Genomic DNA, 20,317 nt, shown 5'->3' with positions numbered 1-20,317 from the left:
ATGTTTCGTGATTTTAAAAAAGGTGGCTATAATTTGGAGGATACTAATGTATCTGACAAACGGTTAATTACTTGAATTTTATTGATAGCGATCGCTGCTGCCACCGAATTTTGCTGCGTTAACGATAATTTTGAGATTCAGCCTGTTTGGGTTCGTCAAAGGAGAAAACTACAATTGGCTAAATTGGATTAAACTCAGCAAGACTGTCACCAGTCCTGCTGGTCTTCAAAACCGTGCATGAGACTTTCACCTCACACGGCTCCTCAATGACTTGACCCTTGTCATGGTGAGTTATATTTATTCCACAACGTAAAACCCAAGCTTAGGGGTGTGAGTATCAACGGAACAGAAAACCGGGATAAGAAAAAAATCTTGTAAAACCAATCACTCAGCCATGTATATACATGATAAGCTAGGATATCGTGTATAACTTTTGGCAATGGATCAATATTCAGGCACTAGACAAAAGTCTCAAAGACGACCCCGTACACCAGATGGTAAATTTGAAACAGATTATGGAGATTTACCCAAACGGTTAAGGTCAATTCGCTTAACCGATGAAGCGTGGGAAAAACTACTAGAAATAGCGGAGAAAAATCAAGTAACCAGAAGTGAAGTTATAGAAATTTTCGCTCGCGGTGGCGAGTTATATTAAGTGCTTTCTCTAGGCTATTTATAAATAAAGTGTAATTTTTTACTAAATCTGGTGTCCAGCCATATTTTAGCAATCAAGAGTATTGTCTATTCTCTTGATAAGTTTTTAATGGTGATAGTTTTAATCATGTAGTCATATACAAATTAAATTTATATTGATAAGTTATTGCCTGATAAGTTATTGCCCTAAAGATGGAATTTTTTTAAAAGTTTAAAACTGCTAAAATGCTTGCTATATATACATTTTAGCATTTTTTCACTCGGCTTTTTTCCGAGTTTGTGAGAAATCCGGGATAAAGAGATTAAGTCGCTATTTGCCTGCTTGGGATTGGAAGCATCCTACTGGGAGAAATCAAAAATTGAGACAAGCTTGCACAAGTATCCTGACCTAAAGCAAAGCCAAACAAACTTCTTCGCTTATCTTTCCCACAACTCCAGTACATCTGACGTTGGTGTTCCAAAAACGACTCGCATTGCATGAAAAACACCGCAAATGCTGCCAGCACCGTATCTTTGATGCTGTAGCGGGTCGCATTACTGGATTGTCGGGGGTCCTTGATTTCAGCGGTAAGCGAAGCTATGCCGTCAGGCTTATCGCTCGTTGGAGAAATCCCAGCATTACCCCAAAACTCAGTGCCATCGGCTCCATTTTGATGCCCTTGAAGAAATACTCCTTTATCCTCAAGGTAAACTGTACCCGTTGTCAAAATTTGAATTTGGAATTGCTGAGCTGCTTACTATAGCCATACATGAAATAACTTCATAAGATATAGCAGGTGCTAAACAAGAAATAGATTTAAAAGCTATTTTATACCTGCAACTTTCCCAAATATGGTTGCAGATAAGCACTCCAAGCTAATCAGTCATTAGACATTAGGGTTTAGGGGAGTGAGTTTTTCATAATTAGACGACGGATAATACCAGTCCAGTTACAAAGACGAAGATACCAGTGACTGACATTGTAACTGGACAGATTGTGTGCATGCGATCGCAGCAGTATCTTGTAAAAGAAGTGCAGCAAATGTGCAAAAACACCCAGCGAGCACCACAACTTTTACTTTAGTCCTGAAACTATTAATACCACTTGATCATAGACGTGAGAGTACAGATAATGACCAATGTCCTAAACCAAACTGGCGCTTCTGAGCGTATTGTGAAAAGCAACAATTACTTGGCTCTGAATATTGCTGATACTGTCTGGCTAGTATCATCGGGAGCAATGGCGGTGTTTGCAGTCACTACTGTAGATGGTATTTCTGAGGGAGCGCGTCGTTATTTGTTTGACGTAAATGGTGGCGATGCCTTATTCGGTGTTTTTACAACCCCAGAAGGGCAGTCTCAGGAGTTGATTGCCGTTGCTTATGAGGAAACTCACCTAGTAGCAGTTAGTCTTGAAGATTGGATACAACAGGTGAATTCTACCAATAGTAATACCTTGTCTCAGATTCCAAATTTGATGCAGCAGTGGAGCGATCGCCTTGTAGCCGTTTTTCAGGATACTAACATTGTTATTGACGGCATTGATCGCGACAAACTCAATACACCAGCATCATCAGTTGAGCATTTGTATCAATTGCAAGCTAACTTTATAGGTTGTTTGTTTGAACTCAACCAGCAGGAAGAGGAAATAACAGCAACGCAGTTTCGCGATCGCCTACAACTCAACCAACAAGTTAGCGAACGCTCAATTGATAATCTCACCTCTATTTTTCGACCCAAAGCAATAGGATCTCTGCTAGAAGGAACAGCACTATTAATGGCTGCTGGAGCAGTAGGTAGAGCTATGGGAATTGAGATTCGTCCTCCCGCGCGTTCGGAAGATCCTAAACGTGTCAAAGACCCCTTAGCCGCCATAGCACGAGCATCTCGTATCCGTACTCGGCGGGTAATTTTAGGTGATAATTGGTGGCACTCAGACAGTGGACCTTTGTTAGCTTATACCGCCGACGGTGAAAAACCTGTAGCTTTGTTGCCATTGATCAGCACTGGGTACGAAATATTTGATCCTGAGCAGCGCCGCCCCATTCCTGTTAATGCTGACACAGCTAGGCTGATCTCCCCAGTGGGCTTTATGTTTTATCGCCCGTTCCCTGAACAGGCACTCAAATCACTGGATATCCTCAAGTTTGCGATCAAGGGCAGAATAAAAGACATCATTACCCTGCTATTCATGGGTATCTTAACTTCACTACTGGGGATGCTGATCCCTCAAGCTACAGGTATCCTTATTGATAGTGCTATTCCTGATGCTAATCGGGGCTTAATGTTCCAAATCGGTCTGGGCTTGCTAACTGTTGCAGGTGCTAGTACCTCATTTGGATTAATTGAAAGTATTGCCACCTCACGACTACAAACCATTGCTAATATTCAAACCCAAACTGCTGTTTGGGATCGTTTGCTGAAACTGCGAGTTTCTTTCTTTCGCAAATACTCAACTGGTGATCTTCAGTCTCGCGTTTCTGCCATCAGCCAAATTCACCACATCCTTAGCGGCACAGTTCTCAGAACAATATTTAATGCTTTCTTCTCTCTCCTCAATTTGGGGTTGTTATTTTTCTACAACGCTCAGTTGGCTTTAATAGCTGTAGGAGCTGCTGTGGTTAACATTATCGTCACTAACGTTGCAGGAGCCCTAACTCGCAAAAAAATACAGCCTTTGGAAGAAATACAAGGTGAGGTATTTGGTCTAACAGTAGAGCTAATTGGCGGAGTATCTAAGTTGTACGTTGCCGGTGCTGAACAACGGGCATTTGCTTACTGGTCTAAAAGATTCAGTCGGGAACTACAGTTAATCCTCAGTAAAGCGGCTATAGAAAATGCTGTCAGTTTCTTTAACACACTTTTACCTACTGTTTGTTCTATTGTAATTTATGCTATGGTTGTCACCTTAATTGCCAAAGCTGAAGCAGAAGGAGGTAAGGGATTTTCTGCTGGTACTTTCCTCGCCTTCAATGTAGCTTTTGGTACATTTGTTTCCGGTGCAACTAGTTTGAGTAACACACTTATCCAAGTTTTGGAAGTCTCAGTGTTGTGGGAACGCGCCAAACCCATTTTAGAAGAACCTCCTGAAGTTGATGGTGATAAAACAGATCCAGGTCGGCTGGCTGGGAGGGTGAAGTTAGATCGGGTGAGTTTTCGCTACCGCGAAGATATTCCACTGACACTGGATAAAGTTACTATTGAAGCAGAAGCAGGAGCATTTATTGCTTTAGTTGGTCCTTCTGGTAGCGGCAAATCAACTACTGTGCGGTTGCTGTTGGGTTTCGAGCAGCCAGAAGAAGGCACAATTTATTACGATGGTCAAGATGTCTCAGGTTTAGATATTTCTGCGGTGCGGCGACAGTTGGGTGTAGTTTTGCAAAATGGTCGGATAAACAGTGCATCTATATTTGAAAATATTTCCGGTGGGGCGCTAGTAACAATAGATGAAGCTTGGGAAGCGGCGGGAATGGCCGGCTTTGCTGAAGATGTGCAACAGATGCCGATGGGTATGCACACGGTAATTTCAGAAGGTGGTACAAACATTTCTGGTGGCCAGCGTCAGAGGTTGTTAATTGCTCGTGCTTTGGTACTGAAACCGAAAATTTTGATTTTTGATGAGGCGACAAGTGCTTTAGATAACCGCACTCAAGCAATTGTCAGTGAAAGTTTGGAACAGTTGAAAGTGACTCGTATCGTTATCGCTCACCGTCTCAGCACTATTCGCAAGGCAGACTGCATATATGTAATTGCTGCCGGACAGGTGTTACAGCAGGGCAATTTTGAGCAATTGATGATGCAAGAGGGTATGTTTGCTGAACTCATGGCGCGGCAAGTAGCGTAAATCAAGTAGTAAAGACGGTTCCTGAAAAATCTCATGGCGATATTAATTACTTAGTAATTCGTCCAGATACCAATTCATATTTATTTAAGATCACATGTTAGTCTCAGAAATTCTTCACACCTTACCTGCCTCGTTAGAATGGATGGTTTTGTTTAATCTTTCGCCCATTGGTCATTTGGTGAATGAGGACACCATTAAGGCGATGTACCACTTGCCAATGGAGATCGATTTAACTGCCTACAGCCATGTGGTGTTAGCCAATTCCGGGCGATTTTTAGCATCGGCTGACCAATCTAGACTGGTGGAGGCTATTTCGGGTAAAGGTTGGTCTCGTGAGCGCATTCCCCATTCTCTTTTTGATCGCTTTGCCAAGCAATTAGCATTATTTCCTGTTGACGAAGCTGATTGTATTGGATTAGGGGAATTAGATTCTTACGCTCCAGTTTTACTGCATATTAAAATCCAAGAGGGAATTGGCCAAGCTCAAGCTATCTTTGAGCGAGAACCATCTAGAGAACATTATGAATTGCTTCAGGCAGTCGGAGTCAATTTTTTGGGAGGCGAATCTAAAGAGGGTTATTATTTGGCTCAATTCCAAAATCGTCTGCCAGTTCATATCCATGCTGGAATATTGTCCCACTTTAGTCGTACTGCCCACTGCAATCTCTTTTTTCTCCAGCACGGCACTATTGATCCACCCTTAGAAAATGGTTTACTCAAGGCAGCAGAAGGTCGGATCACTTGGGCAAGAAATTTTAGTATTCAAGCTTTGACTAAGCTAGCACAAGAGGCTTGCCAGCGATCGCTAGCAATGATTTGTCAATCACCACCCCCAAATCCACGTTTCCCCTATGGTGATTTAGTTCCCCTTGGCTTTTTATTGAATGCTTTAAACACAGCAAGCAATCTCAGCGAAACCCTTGATGCCTCAGTAGCTAAATCAACTTTAGATGCGCGTCAGGCATTGAGTCAATTCTTACTAAATCAGCGTCAAGATCATCTCTGGGCGTTTCACTCCAATCGGTTAGTTACAGCAACTGACTCTGCCTTAGTCTTGCAAGGATTCAATCATCCAGATGCTGTAGAGGACTTGGAACGTTTTGCTGATGGCAAGGGAGGGTACTATCCTCAACTGTGGTCTACAGATGAGCAGCCCGGAAAGATGGTATTAGATCAAAGCTGTCGTCACTGGTGTCAAAGCGACTATGCTACAACCTGCATGGTTAAAGCACTTAGGCAAGAGGCGAAATTAGAAGCTAAAACTTCAACAGATTATTTAGCTGTTGGTATGGCAAATCGCAGTGGGTTATATTTTGCTAATCCCTATTTGGTGGATTGGGTTCTCGCTCGTGCTATTCGCCATGATCAATCAGCCGCACTCTTGCATCAACAACTTTTGTCTGAGGTTCTAGCTAGCTTAAACGAGGACTATTCCTTTGGCAAGTATGACATTGCCCTCTCCACAGCTTTGGGAATTTTGATCATGGCAGCTTTGGGATTTAGAGGCCGAACAATGCGGGCAGCACAAATCCGTTTACTAGAGTTTATAGATAGTGAAGGGCGCTGGCCTGTAACAATTCCTTTCTATTCAAGTCTGCGTCTAAATCCTGACATTCCCACCAAAGACTTGCTTGAGTTATCGCTGATTAATGCTTTTGCCCCAAAAACCTTAATTCAGCAGCAGCGACAGGTTAGGAGTATTGAAAATCAGTACCACGGTATTTCTCTTTATTGGGATGTCCATCGCTGCATTTCCACATCTTTGGCAGTTCTAGCTTTATCAGAATCCTGTTCTCCCACTCAACAGGATTTACCCGACAGACAGCAAGATGTTCACCCTCGTTATCGTTGTGAGAACCACTGTGAATACATTGCTAAGTTTGCCATTCCTCCTTACTTAACTACAGAGGCATTGGTAAATGTTTAAGATCACAGGCGATCGCATCCATACTCTATAGTTTGTAATTTTCCGACCTCAATTTATGAAAAATGTATCTATTTGTGGCAGTAAACTCCAACACTCGATGCCTTTCCCTAACATTATTCAAGCAATGCAAATTGAAGGAGTTAATGTATTTTGTGGGCTAATCCATACTGAAGATCCTGAATTTGATGGCAATGCACCGGAAAACATTTGGAAAATTCTTGTTAAAAAACGGGCTTTTTCCTGTAACTATCGGGACAAAAATCTGATTCTAAAAACAGCTGTTAATGCTCCAGAAGATCGCTTTTATACAGTAGGGTCTGATTTTGTTGGGCAAGTCGTGGCTCTCGGTGCAGAGGTTACTGAGTTTCAGGTTGGCGATCGCGTGATTGGAAATAATAGTTATCCTGATTCAGGTGTAGTTGGTTTGCTACCTGGCGTTTCAACCAATAGTGCTTCAAAAGAGTATCAAAGCTTTCATCAGGCTAAACTCTTGAAAATTCCCCGTGAGATGTCAGACGAATCAGCTGCTGCTTTTGGTATTGGCGGACAAACTGCATACAGCATGATTCGGAAACTGGAGATTAAACCAGGCGCTAATATCCTGGTGACAGCGGCTAAGTCCAATACCTCCTTATTTGTGATTAACGCCCTGAAACATCATAATGTTAACCTTTATGCTACATCCACTTCTCTGCGCTTTGAACAAGAACTAAAGGATATCGGAGTGAAGCAGTTGATTCAGGTGAATCACGAGGATAATGACTGGCTCACAACATCCAAAGACATGGGACAGGTTTATCACGAAATAGGTGGTTTTAACTATATTATTGACCCTTTTTTCGATCTACATATCGGAAAGGTTATATCCCTATTTGTTCCGCGTGCTGGAGGAAAGTATATTACCTGTGGATTGTATGACCAATACTCTGAATTTACAGGTAAAGACTTTCAATATCATGGATTGCCATTCAACCAGATATTAGCAACTATGATGCTGAATAATATCCATCTCATCGGTAATTGTTTAGGGACAACTGAAGATTTGCAACAAGCTATTCAAGACTGCGCGAACGGTCAATTTCCTGTAGTGGTTGATTCTCTATTCAAAGGCGATCAAATTAGGGAATTTTTTGAACGAACCTACAACGCCAAAGACCGATTTGGCAAAGTTATTTATAGCTATAACTAAACTGGGGAAAGACTAATGCAAATTGATATGATTGGCCATGCCACTCTCTTCATCGAAACACAAGACTGCAAAATCCTGATGGACCCTATCCTGTGGGACCCGTTTTGTGAAGGGCTGAATGAATCCTGTCCTAAGCGGGAGGTCATGGCTGAAAAATTATCTAACTTTGATTTTTTGGTGATTTCTCACCATCATCTCGATCATTTTGATATCCGTTCTCTGGCTTATTTGCCCAAAACAGTTGACGTTCTGATTCCACGAGATAAACTCATCGAAGATTGTTTACGTCAGCTAGGATATTCTCATATTTATCCATTGGCTGAGTTTACAAAAGTCCGATCAGGATCAACTACCCTCATGACAACTCGTTCTGAGGTGCGAGTCCCTGAATTTGGTATGGTTTTTGCAGATGATTCTGGGGTTTTCTGGAATACAGTTGATACATATTTTGCTCCTGAAACCATTCAAAAAGTCCGGGCATCTTTTCCAGAAATTGATTTTCTGCTGACAACTTGGCACATCAGCATGGAAGGAAAATTTCAATATAACCAAAGTCTCTCATTTCCATTTGAATTATACGGTTATCTGTTCAATCTGATTAGTTTAATTCAGCCAAAAGCCATCGCCCCTGGCGCTCAGGGATTCAAATATATTGGTGAATCTTCTTGGCAAAATCAAGTTGTCTTTCCTGTTACTCGCGAGCGATTCTGTCATGACCTCCAAACAGCTTTTCCAGAACTGGCAGAAAATATATTTCAAATCGATCCAGGCGATATATTAAAGTTTAATCGCGGTGAATATCATTACATGAGGGCTAAATCTGAGTATGCCAAAATGCTAATAGATAATCGTGAATCTCTAGATTTTATTCCTGTCACGCTTGGAAATACACTAATTGATTCCAATCCAGAAAACTATAGTCTAGAAGATATGAGACAACTGATTGAAGAGAAAATTTGTCTCAATTTACCTCAATTCATTATCGACAACCGAAATTCCTTATTTATAGAACATTGCCAATGGCAGATCATTTATCAGTTAGAGATTATTTTTCCAGATGGTGCTAAAACATGGAATATCGATTTCTCAGAGGAAACCATTCAGGCAAAACAGGGACGCAATCCATTAGCTAATTTGTTCACATATATTACAGCGTCAACCTTCTATAGTTTGATTTGCCGGAAACGCGATTGGGACTACTTGATTTGTAGTGGAGACTATAGGACGTTTCATAAAATCTATTCTATAAGTAAGCAGGGAATTAATTCTGCGGAAACAACAACTATCGTCGATCCTATCCAACTTCAGTTTCCTGCTAATTATATTGCTAGTAACAACATTTATCAGGAACTAGCTAAATGGGTTCCATCTAATCAGAATATCTCTCTGGCTGAAGATGAGGCTTCCATGATGTGTTTAGGTAATTTTTGGATTAAGCGTAAAAAATAGAAATAAAGATGAAGAAGGGGTGAAATAAGCAACCGACAGTAGCAAGTATTTGAGTTTCGAGGTAATTTTATATACATTTATTTTCTATTAAAGATGGTGAGTCTCTTGAATTTATAACTTACGCATCATACACATGTACTATACGAAATTTCGGCTTTCGAGCCATATTTAATATCATGTCCGGTAGCTTACCCATAATAAAAGAACCCCACCCCCTCCCCGCCTACCTATGCGTTACCCACATCTTTCTTTACAATCTTGAAACCCATGTTCTATAACCGTCTTAGACACTGAGGACTTAGGCATACTTGACAAATTCGCTTTTAATCTTCTCGCTAAAACTGCGTTTTTATTGAGAATCAACAACGAACGAATAAGGGTTATAAAAATGTGAGTCCATACTCTCGCAAATGTTAAGAAAGATCCGGGTAATGGACAGCCCGCCTACGGGGAGGCAGGGTGGTTTCATACAAGCAGAGAAAAACCAAAACAGGGTTTCAAAGCCTCTCTCAGCTTCGGGGAGAGGTTTGGAGAGGGGTCAAAATCGATGGTTCTACATGAGAAATTAAGACTTATGTATTTTTCTTTTTTCGTATGAAACCACCCTGGCTCCCCGCCTGCGGGGCTACGGTGTACACACAAGTCTGAAATAGCTGATTAACCAAGGTTTTACCCCACCCTAATCCTCCCCGAAGATTCTATCCATTACCCGGATCTTTCTTAACATTTGCGAGAGCGATCGCTGACCAAATCCCGAAGCCTTAAAGCTACGTCGTCTATTCTCAATAAAAGTGAGTTTTTATCGAGAACAATAAGTGCTAATTTGTCAAGCTAGCAAGAAAATCCAAGCCTTGTGAGCCTTATAAAATAATGGTTTCAAAATTGTTAAGAAAGATGTGACTAATGGATAGGAAGATTGGGGAGGGAACTAAATTTCCTGTTTCCCCTCAATCTTCGGGGGGATTAAGGGGGGTAATTCGACTTGTGTGTACACCGTAATTCTGCGGGGAGGGGTTCTCTGGGTTTAATAAGTGATCAAGCGGACATAATATAACATCCAACACAGTGAATATACGACCAAATCAGGGTTGTGTTCAGCGCCTATTTTACGTAATAATACATATTATACTTAATTTGTATAGTGCGTAAGTCCTGGAATTAATCCCTACAATTTTTTCAGCCATGAAAGCAAAGGTGATTAAATACGTAATTACACTGAGGATTATTTAATAATAAAAACATAAAGTACAAAGTGTAAAGGCAGTAAAACAAAATTTTACTGTAACAATAACGAAAGAAAACTTAGGAATTTATGTCTAATAAAGTTCAGGAATTTCTTAGCAAGATTGAAGAAGATCCAGCTCTGCAAACCCAATTGGCTAAGGCTTTGGAATCGGATAATGATCGCGAAGCTGTGACAGCATTAGCTAAGTCAAAAGGCTATGAGTTCTCGTCAGATGAACTTTGGAGTGAGATTCAGAAACGTCAAGCAGAATTTAGCACCAGGGAAGCAGCTGGCGAACTTTCAGATACAGAACTAGAAGCTGTAGCAGGTGGAAAAGGTGGAGGTGGAGCTGTTAGTATAACTGTTCAGCTGACTATTCAGGTGGGTACTGCAATTATACCAACAATCAAGTGGTAATTGAGGCTATCATTTCGACTTGTCTTTCTTGTGATTCAAGTATTCGCCTGATCATAGCGAGTTTTAACTATCGTCGAAATCTATGTAAGAGTGCAGGTTCGGCTACTTGCTAAGATTAATTGCCTAGTGACCTTTTAGTTGGATTGCTGGGCAGTTTTTTTAGACATTTGATGGACTTTCAGTGAGGGAAAATAAATACATGACTCAAGAAATTAAAGGCTTTGATTTGATAGCAGTCTTTCTGAAAAATAAATTTCTTAAAGATAAATATGTAATCGTTAGATATTTTCTACCTTTATCTGTTATGCGTATTAGTTCTGAATATGCACTGAAGCAAATGGAACTTGGTAACTTGGGATTAGGAGATGAGCAAGTTAAAAATACCCCCTGTGCATACGGAGATCCATTAATGGATATGCTGTTGGAAAGATTTTGTCCTAAAGTAGAAGCAAATACAGGAATTAATTTGCTTCCTACCTATTCTTATTTCCGTATATACAAACATGGAGATGTTCTGAAAAAACATAAAGATCGTCAAGCCTGTGAAATAAGTGTGACTATTAACTTTTGGTCAGAAGATTCTACGGAATGGGCTATTTGTTTGGATGGAGTATCTGAGACAGCTATTATTCAATTGAATCCTGGTGATGCTCTTATTTATAGGGGTAATGAACTGCCTCACTGGAGAGAAGCTTTCCCAGGAAAGCTTCAGATGCAAGTATTTTTTCACTATGTAAATCGTGATGGAAAATTTGCTAAATGGCGATTTGATAAACGAACAAGATTAAGTGGCTTACATGGGGTTGAATTTCCAGAAAAGACTATAACTATCAAAATTCAAGAGATGATGCGTGCTAATAAGAAAGGATTTGAGAAGCTTAAACAATTCCTTTTTCGTAACAGTCGAAAAAGTTGAACTTTCTCTTATTATTTTTAACTAAGATTATTTATCCAAACTAGAAATTTATAGATAAATAGTACTAGCTTTTCCGCAATTTTTTATTATTTTGCTTTGCAGCTATATTCTTATGAAACCCTTATGCTCTTAACTCATCCATTGACGGATATTCTCAAGGCGATCGCCATCAAAGCCAGTTCACTATCAGAGTGTTTAAATAATTTGTCTGCTCATGGCTTTACTGACGATGATCCAGTAGAGAGGGAAAGGAGACTGGAATTTTGGTGTCAGGTTGTTGCAAAAGGAGATTGGAAAAAGTTTCAACGGCGGCTGACATGGGATGGATTAAGTAAGGAAACAGTACGCCTCCTTGTGAGTAAGTCTACTCAAGTCGAACCAGTTATTTTATCCCCTTGGATACATACCTTGGAGCAAGTTATTAAGGCGGCACAAAAATTTCGATACCAAAATACCCTTGAGGTTCAACGCTCCATCGATCCTCAACGCCCCATTCCATTTGAAGACTTTTATCTTCCCTGCCTGCAAGTAGCTCAGAATTTACTTCAGGATGCGCTTAAAGAGCCGTTTGACAACTATAACAAACTCTTTGCAGATAAAGTTCAAACCACCCTGGAACGCAAATTACTAGGATCTCTTGCCCATATTTTTGCTCCTACTCTAATGCGCGAGTTCGGTGAATTTCGCACATCAGGAAATGCCTTAAAAGACTTCCTCACTATTTCAGTTCAAGGCCATTCTAAACGGGATAAATATCAAGGGTTTCTCGATGGTCAGTTACAGGACGGGTTTCTCTCACTATTTGAGAAATATAGTGTTTTAGGTCGTTTAGTAGCAACCACCATTGACTTCTGGGTTGAGTCTAATGCAGAATTGCTGATCCGCCTCGCTACGGATTGGTCAACGATTCAAGAGCGTTTCTCCCCCGATCAAACCTTAAACCAAGTTGTGGATATTGCAGCCGGACTCTCAGATGGTCATAAGCGGGGTCGTTCAGTAGCTATTCTCACCTTTGATACGGGACTTAAGTTGGTGTACAAGCCCAAAGACCTTGCATTGGAGGTCGCGTTTGGCACTCTATTGCAATGGTATAATCAGCATGAAGTTGACCTGACCTTCAAATTTCCTGAAGTATTGAATTGCTCGACTCATGGTTGGACGCAATATATGATACCCTTATCTTGTGACACGGAGGATGCCGTCCGCCGATTTTATCAGCGCTCAGGAATGTTGATGTGCCTGATTTCTACTCTGGAGGGGACAGACTGCCATTACGAAAACATGATTGCCTGCGGTGAGTATCCAGTTCTAGTTGATATGGAAACTTTGCTACACCCAGAAATTAAAAGTGCAGCAGCAGTTGAAACAGATGCATCCACACAACTTGCTCAGAAATTGTCAAACTCAGTTTTGCGTACTGCCCTGTTACCACTAAAGGAACTGTCAGTTGCCAATAATCTCCTGTCAATTGATATGAGTGGTCTGGGGAAACTAGAAGAGCAAACAGTACCCAGTTTGGACTGGAAGCACATCAACACCGATGGTATGACAATTGACCATAACACAATTAACTTTGCCCCAGAAGCCAATGTACCAACTCTGAATGGAGTTGCTGTGGCATCAAAACAGTTCATCAACGAAATCGTAACTGGATTTGAGCAGATGTATTGCTGGCTGATGGATCATCGAGAATTACTCCTCGCTACCAACGCCCCCTTGGCATCCTTTGCTAATCAAGAATGTCGTCTGGTGTTTCGCAATACTAGAACTTACGCTGCGATTTTGGCCAACTCATACCAACCAGACTTAATGGAAGTTGGCATTGCTCGCAGTGTCGCATTAGATGTGTTGAGTCGAGCGTTTATCACAACCCCTGAGAAACCTCACTTTTGGCCAATCCTAGAAGCAGAAAAGCAAGCTATGGAACAACTCGACATTCCACTACTGACGGCGAATACTTCTAGTCCGCACCTCAATCTTGGTAATGGAAGCATCATTCCAGACGTGTTTGACAGATCCAGCTTTGAGCGAGTCCTCTCCCGTGTTCAGTGTCTCAATGAGGCAGACATGATGTTTCAAAGCCAGGTAATTTATCTTTCCCTTTGCTCACGATTTCTAGAAGAACCTTGGCTTAATCAGTCCGATTCACCGACTTCTCCAGCTTCAATATCTATAACTTCCCCTTATTCTGCCACTGCGGCAGCAGATAGCATAACATCAAACGTTCTGTTAGATCAGGCTATTAACATTGCTCGAACATTGCGGCAGCAGGCAGTTACAATATCTGAAAATAGTATAGCTTGGCTTGGTATGGGATATAAACATAGTAGCCAGAGCTTTTATATTCAAGGTGTTGGATTAAACCTTTATGACGGTTGTGTAGGAGTTAGCTTATTTCTGGCAGCCTTAGCGAAGGTTACTGGTGATTCAGAATGGCGGGATTTAGCTTTAAGAAGCCTACATCCGCTACGTCAGGTGCTGCAAGAGCTAACGGCTGATACGAATCAGAAATTGGTTAGTCAGTTAGGAATTGGCGGTGCTGAAGGACTGGGATCGTTGATCTATGGATTTGTCCGTATTAGTCAGTTAATTGACGAACCTTCGCTACTAGGAGAAGCTAGTCAAGTTAGAACGTTAATTACCCCAGAACTGATTACGGCTGATCGGATCTTTGATGTGGTGGGAGGAACTGCTGGTACAATTCTTGGACTTTTAACCTTGTTTGAAGGTGAAGAGAATGTGACGCATTGTCCAATATTGGAATTGGCGATCGCCTGCGGACAACATTTACTTAACCATCAAACCCTGTTTGATGATAGACCAAGAGCCTGGAAAACTTGGCGCGATCGCCAACTAACGGGATTTTCTCAAGGCGCTGCTGGGATTGCTTATGCTCTGTTGAGACTGTTCGCCGTAACTCAAGATTCTCGGTGGCTGGAGGCAGCAACAGAAGCGATCGCCTACGAACAAACGATGTTCTCTAGCGATGCCCAAAATTGGGTGGATCTGCGATCAGAGCCAGCTAAGTTTCAGGTGAATTGGGCAAATGGAGCGCCTGGTATCGCATTGGCAAGGTTAGGGGGTCTATCGGTTTTAGATACAGAGACGATTCGTCAGGAAATTGCGATCGCTTTGGAAACAACGCAAAGGTCTATGGTTTGGGGCGTTGATTCTCTCATCTGGGGCAATTTTGGTCGAATCGAAACGTTGTTAGTGGCCGCTCAAACGCTGAACTGCCCCAATTTGCTGACTGCTGCTCATCAAGCTACAGCCGTTGTGCTGGAAAATGCTCGGATTCAGGGTACATTTACCTTGTTTACTGACGATTTCTCTAAAGTGATGAATCCCGGTTTCTTCCACGGCTTATCTGGCATCGGCTACGAAGTTTTAAGACTGGGCTATCCAAACAAACTACCATCGGTTTTGCTTTGGCAATGAGCCAGCCAATTTGAGTTCCTTGTCATTCTTCCGATAGTGATGTTGCACATACAGCACAAGCTTCTTACTCCCTTACCGATGCAAGATTACTGATCATTTCTCTTACTCTAAGTTTTCTGCGCCTGGAGCGTTATGCGGCAAGCCCTCCGGGTTCAGCAGTCGCTCATCGGGGAAACCCCCTTGGCGCTAGCCTCTCCCTTTGGGAGAAGACCGCGCTGCTTCACCACTCCGCGTCTATGTTAAAAAAATAGGTATTCTTTTAGCGGATAGGGAGTAAAACTGATTTTCATAACACACAGTTATTCTTCGGAAAGTTACTTAAATGGAACAGGTTATTTCTTTTACTAAAGGATCGCAACTTCGAGCTTTAACTGCCATTGAATATTGTGCCTATGGTATTCAACCCTTTATTCAAGAGATATTGAATCAGTTTGTTAAATCTGACGATCTAAAAATGTCCATTGTTCAGGCATCTGAAAATTATCCGAAAATAGCTGAAATCTTCTTTGACATTGACCCAAACAACGTCGTTGAAAGTTTTTCCCTCAAAGCACCTTTTCTATTTCCTGAGCAAAATTCAGTTCTGTCGTTGTCCTTTAATAACACGCGAATGTCTCCATTTCTGCCAACCAATGGGACAGAGATGATCCAAAATCAGTCAGTCTTACCGGAAATTCATCAGTTACTTTATCTGTGCGCTCAAGCAAAATTTTCCTATGGCCAGATTTGTCAACAGGTGAGTGATGATATGGTAATCCTGTTGGATAAGCTGATTAAGTCGTGGCTTGTTAAAGAACAACCCCAACCGGCTAGAGGGGTTCCTGTAGAAACACCCGGAGTTTTTCGATTACAACATGCAGCATTACTCTATCGCACGAAGACAACAGGGATACTTGTTGATCCCCAGTTACACTCAAACTATGGTCTACCGAATCTCAAGCAAGACATTACCCGTGCCATGCTAGAGGGATTTGTCGATGCTATTCTAATTTCCCACAGTCACTACGACCATTGGAACTTCCCCACACTGATGCTGTTTGCACCAGAAACCCCAATTATTGTTCCTAAAGTGCCTTGTGGTTCAATTACCTGCGAAGATATGAAAGCCCGTCTCGAAGGACTAGGATTTCAGAATGTAATAGCAGTAGATTGGTATGCCGAGCCTATTGTCATCGGGGATATTGAAATTCATGTCTTGCCCTTTTATGGAGAGCAACCTTTAGTTCCAGAGTACAACAAACCTAAACATCCATATCTACGAAACTGGGGTAATACTTATTTACTGCGTACACCGTACTACTCCTCTTGGTTTTTGATTGACGCTGGTAACGATCCAATGGGATCGATGAGAGATGTCGCAGGGTATGTCAAACAAAAATTTGGTGGGGTTGACCAAGTATTAAGCAATTTCCTATCCCTATCGTACAACTCAATCGGAACGGATCTTTCTGGTTGGGGAACAGATATCATTGGTAACTTACTCAGCAACCCCCAGATTTTTTCCGTTACTAATAAAAAGGAAGGATTTTACCTCGCTACCTTAGGGGCTAAAGGTGTTGCAGAAATCTGCGCTATTGTCGGTGCAAAAGCTTGTTTACCCTATGCTCATAGCTGGGCAGAACCAGGACAATGCAGTAGAAGTGATGAATCTCTGATTAAAGATGTGATAGCTGAACTTGAAAAAGTAGGTTGCTCAACTCAAGTGATTCCTTGGAAAATTGGTGATGGATATATTACTAGCGGCACTCCTGGATTAAGCAACAGAATTTTGTATTAGTGAAATCTCATGGTTAAACCCATACCCCAAGTAAACCAGTCATCCTTACAGTCAAATCTGCCAAGGACGTTTAAAGAGTCATTGATAGAACTGATGCAACCGGTACAAACTGCTTCCACTCGTTGTTATGCTAGGAGGCTCAATGTTTTATCGTTAGAATATCTGGATGAGCTAAAATCTGCGATTGTGTCATCTCCATGTTTGGCTGCTAATCAACTGAGCGATCGCTTCACCAGTACGAAAGGCTTTTCAGTAGTCTTTAAGCGGTCTGCCATTTCTGAGGTTGTTAGACAATTCCCTTATTTTCAACCATACTTGCAGATGGCATTAAAGTCAGCCTGTAATGCCTTTTATCTTAACCCACTCATTCTGGAAAGCGGTGGTCGCGTGGAAACGCATGTCGATTGTAGCCTTTCCTCCTATGGGAAAGTGTGGACAATCCCAAACCTAGTAAGTGTTCTTTATGTCCAGGTTCCAGAAGACTTACAAGGCGGAGAACTAGTTCTGGAAAGAGATGATCGCCAACTCGCTCAAATTTCTCCTCAATTCAACACCCTGCTCTATTTCATTGGTAACTTGTTTCATTCAGTCAATCCGGTTCAGAGTTCACAACCACGTATCAGTTTAATTTGTGAGCAGTACACTTTAAACCCAGAACGGTTGCAATCAATTCCCGAATTTGAGATTTTATCAGGGGCAATGGTGAAGAGTTATATAGAAGAGAAACCCTAAACGTTTTCTATGTCCAAATATCTGAATCATTACCTATTGTTCTATCGTCTCTAGTAAACTCATCCTATTTTAGAATCATGACCTGTACTCAGGAGCATTCGCTAACAGAATATTTAACCCTGGTGAAACCCTATGTATCCTCTCAACTGATTGATACAGAAAGCTGGTTTCATATTGAGGCGATCGCAAATTTATTACCTAGTCAAATTACCAACTTTTTTGGTTTTGAATGTCGATTGGGAACCGAAGCCGCAAAAGCTGATTTTTTGCTTTGTATCGGTGCAGCAGAAGTAGGTCAGAACATATTAACGAGCGAATCCGCTCTCCCCGATCGCCTGTTAAAAGAACCTGTATGGCAGCAAATTCGCAACTTTACAACCTGTTGGCAGAATCAGACCTCGCCCCTCCACTCCAATGTCAATAACATCTGGTTAGAGTTTGATGTTGATAGTCACTGTGATCAGTCTCCAATACCAAGCTGCTTTTTTGGTTCCCAAACCATTTATGCTCCATCCTCTACTATTCCTTATCCTCATACATGGGTCACTCAAAATGCAATTCAATTGTTGCGCGGTCATTCCCTCCCACCTGCTGTTGAGAAACAACTTTTTAAATGCCTGGAAGCATTACCAACCCGCGTTTGTGTCTTTCAGGTTGGTCTAATGTTGGCTCGTCAGTCAGATATGGTAAGAATCTGCTTACGCGATATATCCCCAGGACAAATCATAGACTACCTGACTCAGATAGGTTGGTCGGGATCAACTGATGGTCTCAAAACTCTGTTACAGGAACTATCGATTTACGTAGAACGAATTGACCTCGATCTCGATATTGGTGAAGTTGGGGTAGCTGCCAAAATTGGTCTGGAGTGTTATTTGACTCTACAGCCAAAATACGAGCCTCGGTGGATGTCTTTTCTGGATTATCTAGTCAAGGTCGGGCTGTGCCTACCTCAGAAACGAGAGGCACTCTTGACATACCCTGGATATGTGCGCGAAAAAAACCATCGAAATGAGTGGCCATCTCACTTGTTAAAGCTTTCTCAGTTCTTGGGGAAGAATCATGAAAACGTTTTTATGAGGGGATTGCATCACATCAAAGTGGTCTATCAATCCGAGACGGCTATTGAAGCGAAAGCCTATTGTTGGGTAACGCATTCCTTGGTCAGTAAACAGGCTGATTCTCCTACCCATCAAGAAGTTAGTCTTCAACTCGACAATTTTTTAACATCAGATGAACATCAACGATTGCTCGACTATGTAATCCAAAATAAATCAGGGTTTGTCAAGAGTGAAACTTATGAAGATACTGGTTCATCACGTTATTACCGACATTCATTAATTTACGAGCCTAAGTTTCCTGAGTTCTCAGATTTGATTAATGAACTAATTCGAGAGCATCTGCCTGAAATCCTCGCAAAGCTAAACATAACTCCGTTTTTAATTGCTGGTATTGAAGCACAATTGACGGCTCACAATGATCGTAATTACTTTAAACTACACAATGACAATGGTCTCCCACAAGTGGCAGCACGTCGAATCACATTTGCCTATTATTTTTGTCAAGAGCCAAAGTGTTTTAGTGGTGGAGAGTTACGACTTTTTAATACTACTACGAAAAACGCCTCTAAGAGTCTTGGAGACTTCCAAGTAATTGAACCACGCAACAACAGTATTATATTTTTCCCTAGCGAATATCTTCATGAAGTTTTACCTGTGAGTTGTCCTTCAATGGCATTTGTAGATAGCCGATTTACGATCAATGGTTGGATATGGCAGGTAGATGCAGATATACCTTCTCAACCGATTGATTCTTAACCTACAACAAAATTTTATCGGATCATTCTCAGATGGAAAAAGCCCTCATCTTTCTAAATATTGAAAAAATGCGATCGCTTCTATAGGACTGGTATTTGATTTTTGAAAAAAATCAGTACACCCCGAAAAGGCTTCTTCCGCACTCCCTACTCCCTACTCGAAGTCGATATTAGAAGGTATGCTTATTAACTTTTACGTGTTTATGACTCCGTTCTAAATACATTACAGCCAGTGGAACGTAGACAAAAACTGCTACTAATGTAGCCACAAACCATTCTACAATATATGGTTTGGCTGACGGAATTATTCCAAATATAATAGCAGTGAATATTTGGCTCACTATACCTTGTCCTATTTCTAAAGCAAAAAATAAAACCACCAAAGTCCAAAATTGTTGTTTGACTAGATTCCAACTTGTTTGAAAAGCGGCAACTACACCTAATTTTTCTACGACCAAAGCCTGAGCTACAAACTGACCGTAGAAAAAGAACCCAATTCCTGGTACAAGTAGTAATCCAAGACCAATAAGAGTACCAATATACCAAAGTACTCCAACAATCAAAACAAGTGGTAAAGTTTTAATAACCTCCAAATAAGCGACTAAACCTGAGTTAGCTTGTGCCTGACCACGACTGAGCAAGTAAGCTACAGCAGCTTTGCCAGGTGGGGTGAAAAGGCTAACCACAAAAAATCCTAAAAAAACTCTACCAGGAGAAGATAAAAAATCAAACTTTTGCTTTTTTAGGACATCTTGTGCAAACAAAACGATACCCTCAGTAATAAAAGTAATAGTTAGCAACGAAAACCAGTATTTTCGGATTGCTAAAAGTGATTTTTGGAAAACAATACTTAGTTCGTACATAGCATTATTAAAGAATAAAGTTACTTTCTCTCATATCTTGCACCTAGCCCTAGCAATTTGAAATCGTAATTCTGGTACTTTCAGCAATGTA

At 41.2% G+C, this 20,317-nt stretch carries 13 protein-coding genes; 11 read left to right on the top strand and 2 right to left on the bottom strand.

Annotation, left to right across the window (positions count from 1 at the left end; translation table 11 throughout):
- Positions 1 to 439 precede the first annotated feature (439 nt).
- A complete protein-coding gene (locus V7K27_RS29580; protein WP_334952053.1) occupies positions 440 to 655 on the top strand; it encodes a transcriptional regulator in 216 nt (71 codons plus the stop codon).
- 301 nt (positions 656 to 956) lie between these two features.
- On the opposite strand, the gene V7K27_RS29575 is transcribed toward V7K27_RS29580, so the two are convergent.
- Positions 957 to 1,361, bottom strand: a complete 405-nt coding sequence (locus tag V7K27_RS29575) for a hypothetical protein (protein ID WP_334952051.1) — start codon at positions 1,359 to 1,361, stop codon at positions 957 to 959.
- Between the two features lie 404 nt (positions 1,362 to 1,765).
- Between V7K27_RS29575 and V7K27_RS29570 the strand changes: the two genes are divergently transcribed.
- From V7K27_RS29570 to V7K27_RS29525, 10 genes are all read left to right on the top strand, one after another.
- Complete coding sequence (locus V7K27_RS29570; protein ID WP_334952049.1) at positions 1,766 to 4,477, top strand: NHLP bacteriocin export ABC transporter permease/ATPase subunit; 2,712 nt, start codon at positions 1,766 to 1,768, stop codon at positions 4,475 to 4,477.
- 94 nt (positions 4,478 to 4,571) lie between these two features.
- A complete protein-coding gene (locus V7K27_RS29565) occupies positions 4,572 to 6,404 on the top strand; it encodes a hypothetical protein (RefSeq protein WP_334952048.1) in 1,833 nt (610 codons plus the stop codon).
- Between the two features lie 55 nt (positions 6,405 to 6,459).
- Positions 6,460 to 7,593, top strand: a complete 1,134-nt coding sequence (locus V7K27_RS29560) for a quinone oxidoreductase family protein (protein ID WP_334952047.1) — start codon at positions 6,460 to 6,462, stop codon at positions 7,591 to 7,593.
- A gap of 15 nt (positions 7,594 to 7,608) precedes the next feature.
- Entirely contained in the window at positions 7,609 to 9,042 is a 1,434-nt protein-coding gene (locus V7K27_RS29555) for an MBL fold metallo-hydrolase (RefSeq protein WP_334952046.1), read from the top strand.
- A gap of 1,312 nt (positions 9,043 to 10,354) precedes the next feature.
- Positions 10,355 to 10,684: a Nif11-like leader peptide family natural product precursor gene (locus V7K27_RS29550; RefSeq protein ID WP_334952045.1), complete on the top strand. Its 330-nt coding sequence runs from the start codon at positions 10,355 to 10,357 to the stop codon at positions 10,682 to 10,684.
- A gap of 199 nt (positions 10,685 to 10,883) precedes the next feature.
- The gene (locus tag V7K27_RS29545; protein ID WP_334952044.1) at positions 10,884 to 11,600 is read left to right on the top strand and encodes a hypothetical protein; all 717 of its coding nucleotides are present in this window, start codon (positions 10,884 to 10,886) and stop codon (positions 11,598 to 11,600) included.
- A gap of 123 nt (positions 11,601 to 11,723) precedes the next feature.
- Positions 11,724 to 15,038, top strand: a complete 3,315-nt coding sequence (locus tag V7K27_RS29540) for a type 2 lanthipeptide synthetase LanM family protein (protein ID WP_334952043.1) — start codon at positions 11,724 to 11,726, stop codon at positions 15,036 to 15,038.
- A 322-nt stretch (positions 15,039 to 15,360) separates the two neighbouring features.
- Positions 15,361 to 16,815: an MBL fold metallo-hydrolase gene (locus tag V7K27_RS29535; RefSeq protein ID WP_334952042.1), complete on the top strand. Its 1,455-nt coding sequence runs from the start codon at positions 15,361 to 15,363 to the stop codon at positions 16,813 to 16,815.
- A 9-nt stretch (positions 16,816 to 16,824) separates the two neighbouring features.
- Positions 16,825 to 17,547, top strand: a complete 723-nt coding sequence (locus V7K27_RS29530; protein WP_334952041.1) for a 2OG-Fe(II) oxygenase — start codon at positions 16,825 to 16,827, stop codon at positions 17,545 to 17,547.
- Between the two features lie 77 nt (positions 17,548 to 17,624).
- Entirely contained in the window at positions 17,625 to 19,364 is a 1,740-nt protein-coding gene (locus V7K27_RS29525; protein ID WP_334952040.1) for a 2OG-Fe(II) oxygenase, read from the top strand.
- Positions 19,365 to 19,533: 169 nt separating this feature from the next.
- Here V7K27_RS29525 and V7K27_RS29520 read toward each other — a convergent pair whose 3' ends face one another.
- Entirely contained in the window at positions 19,534 to 20,226 is a 693-nt protein-coding gene (locus V7K27_RS29520) for a hypothetical protein (protein ID WP_334952038.1), read from the bottom strand.
- Between the last annotated feature and the right edge of the window lie 91 nt (positions 20,227 to 20,317).

Origin of the sequence: Nostoc sp., from assembly GCF_036919575.1 — a bacterium.
Taxonomy (GTDB): domain Bacteria; phylum Cyanobacteriota; class Cyanobacteriia; order Cyanobacteriales; family Nostocaceae; genus Nostoc.
Note: the sequence above shows the minus strand (reverse complement) of the source record. Positions and strands in the feature narration are given on the sequence as shown.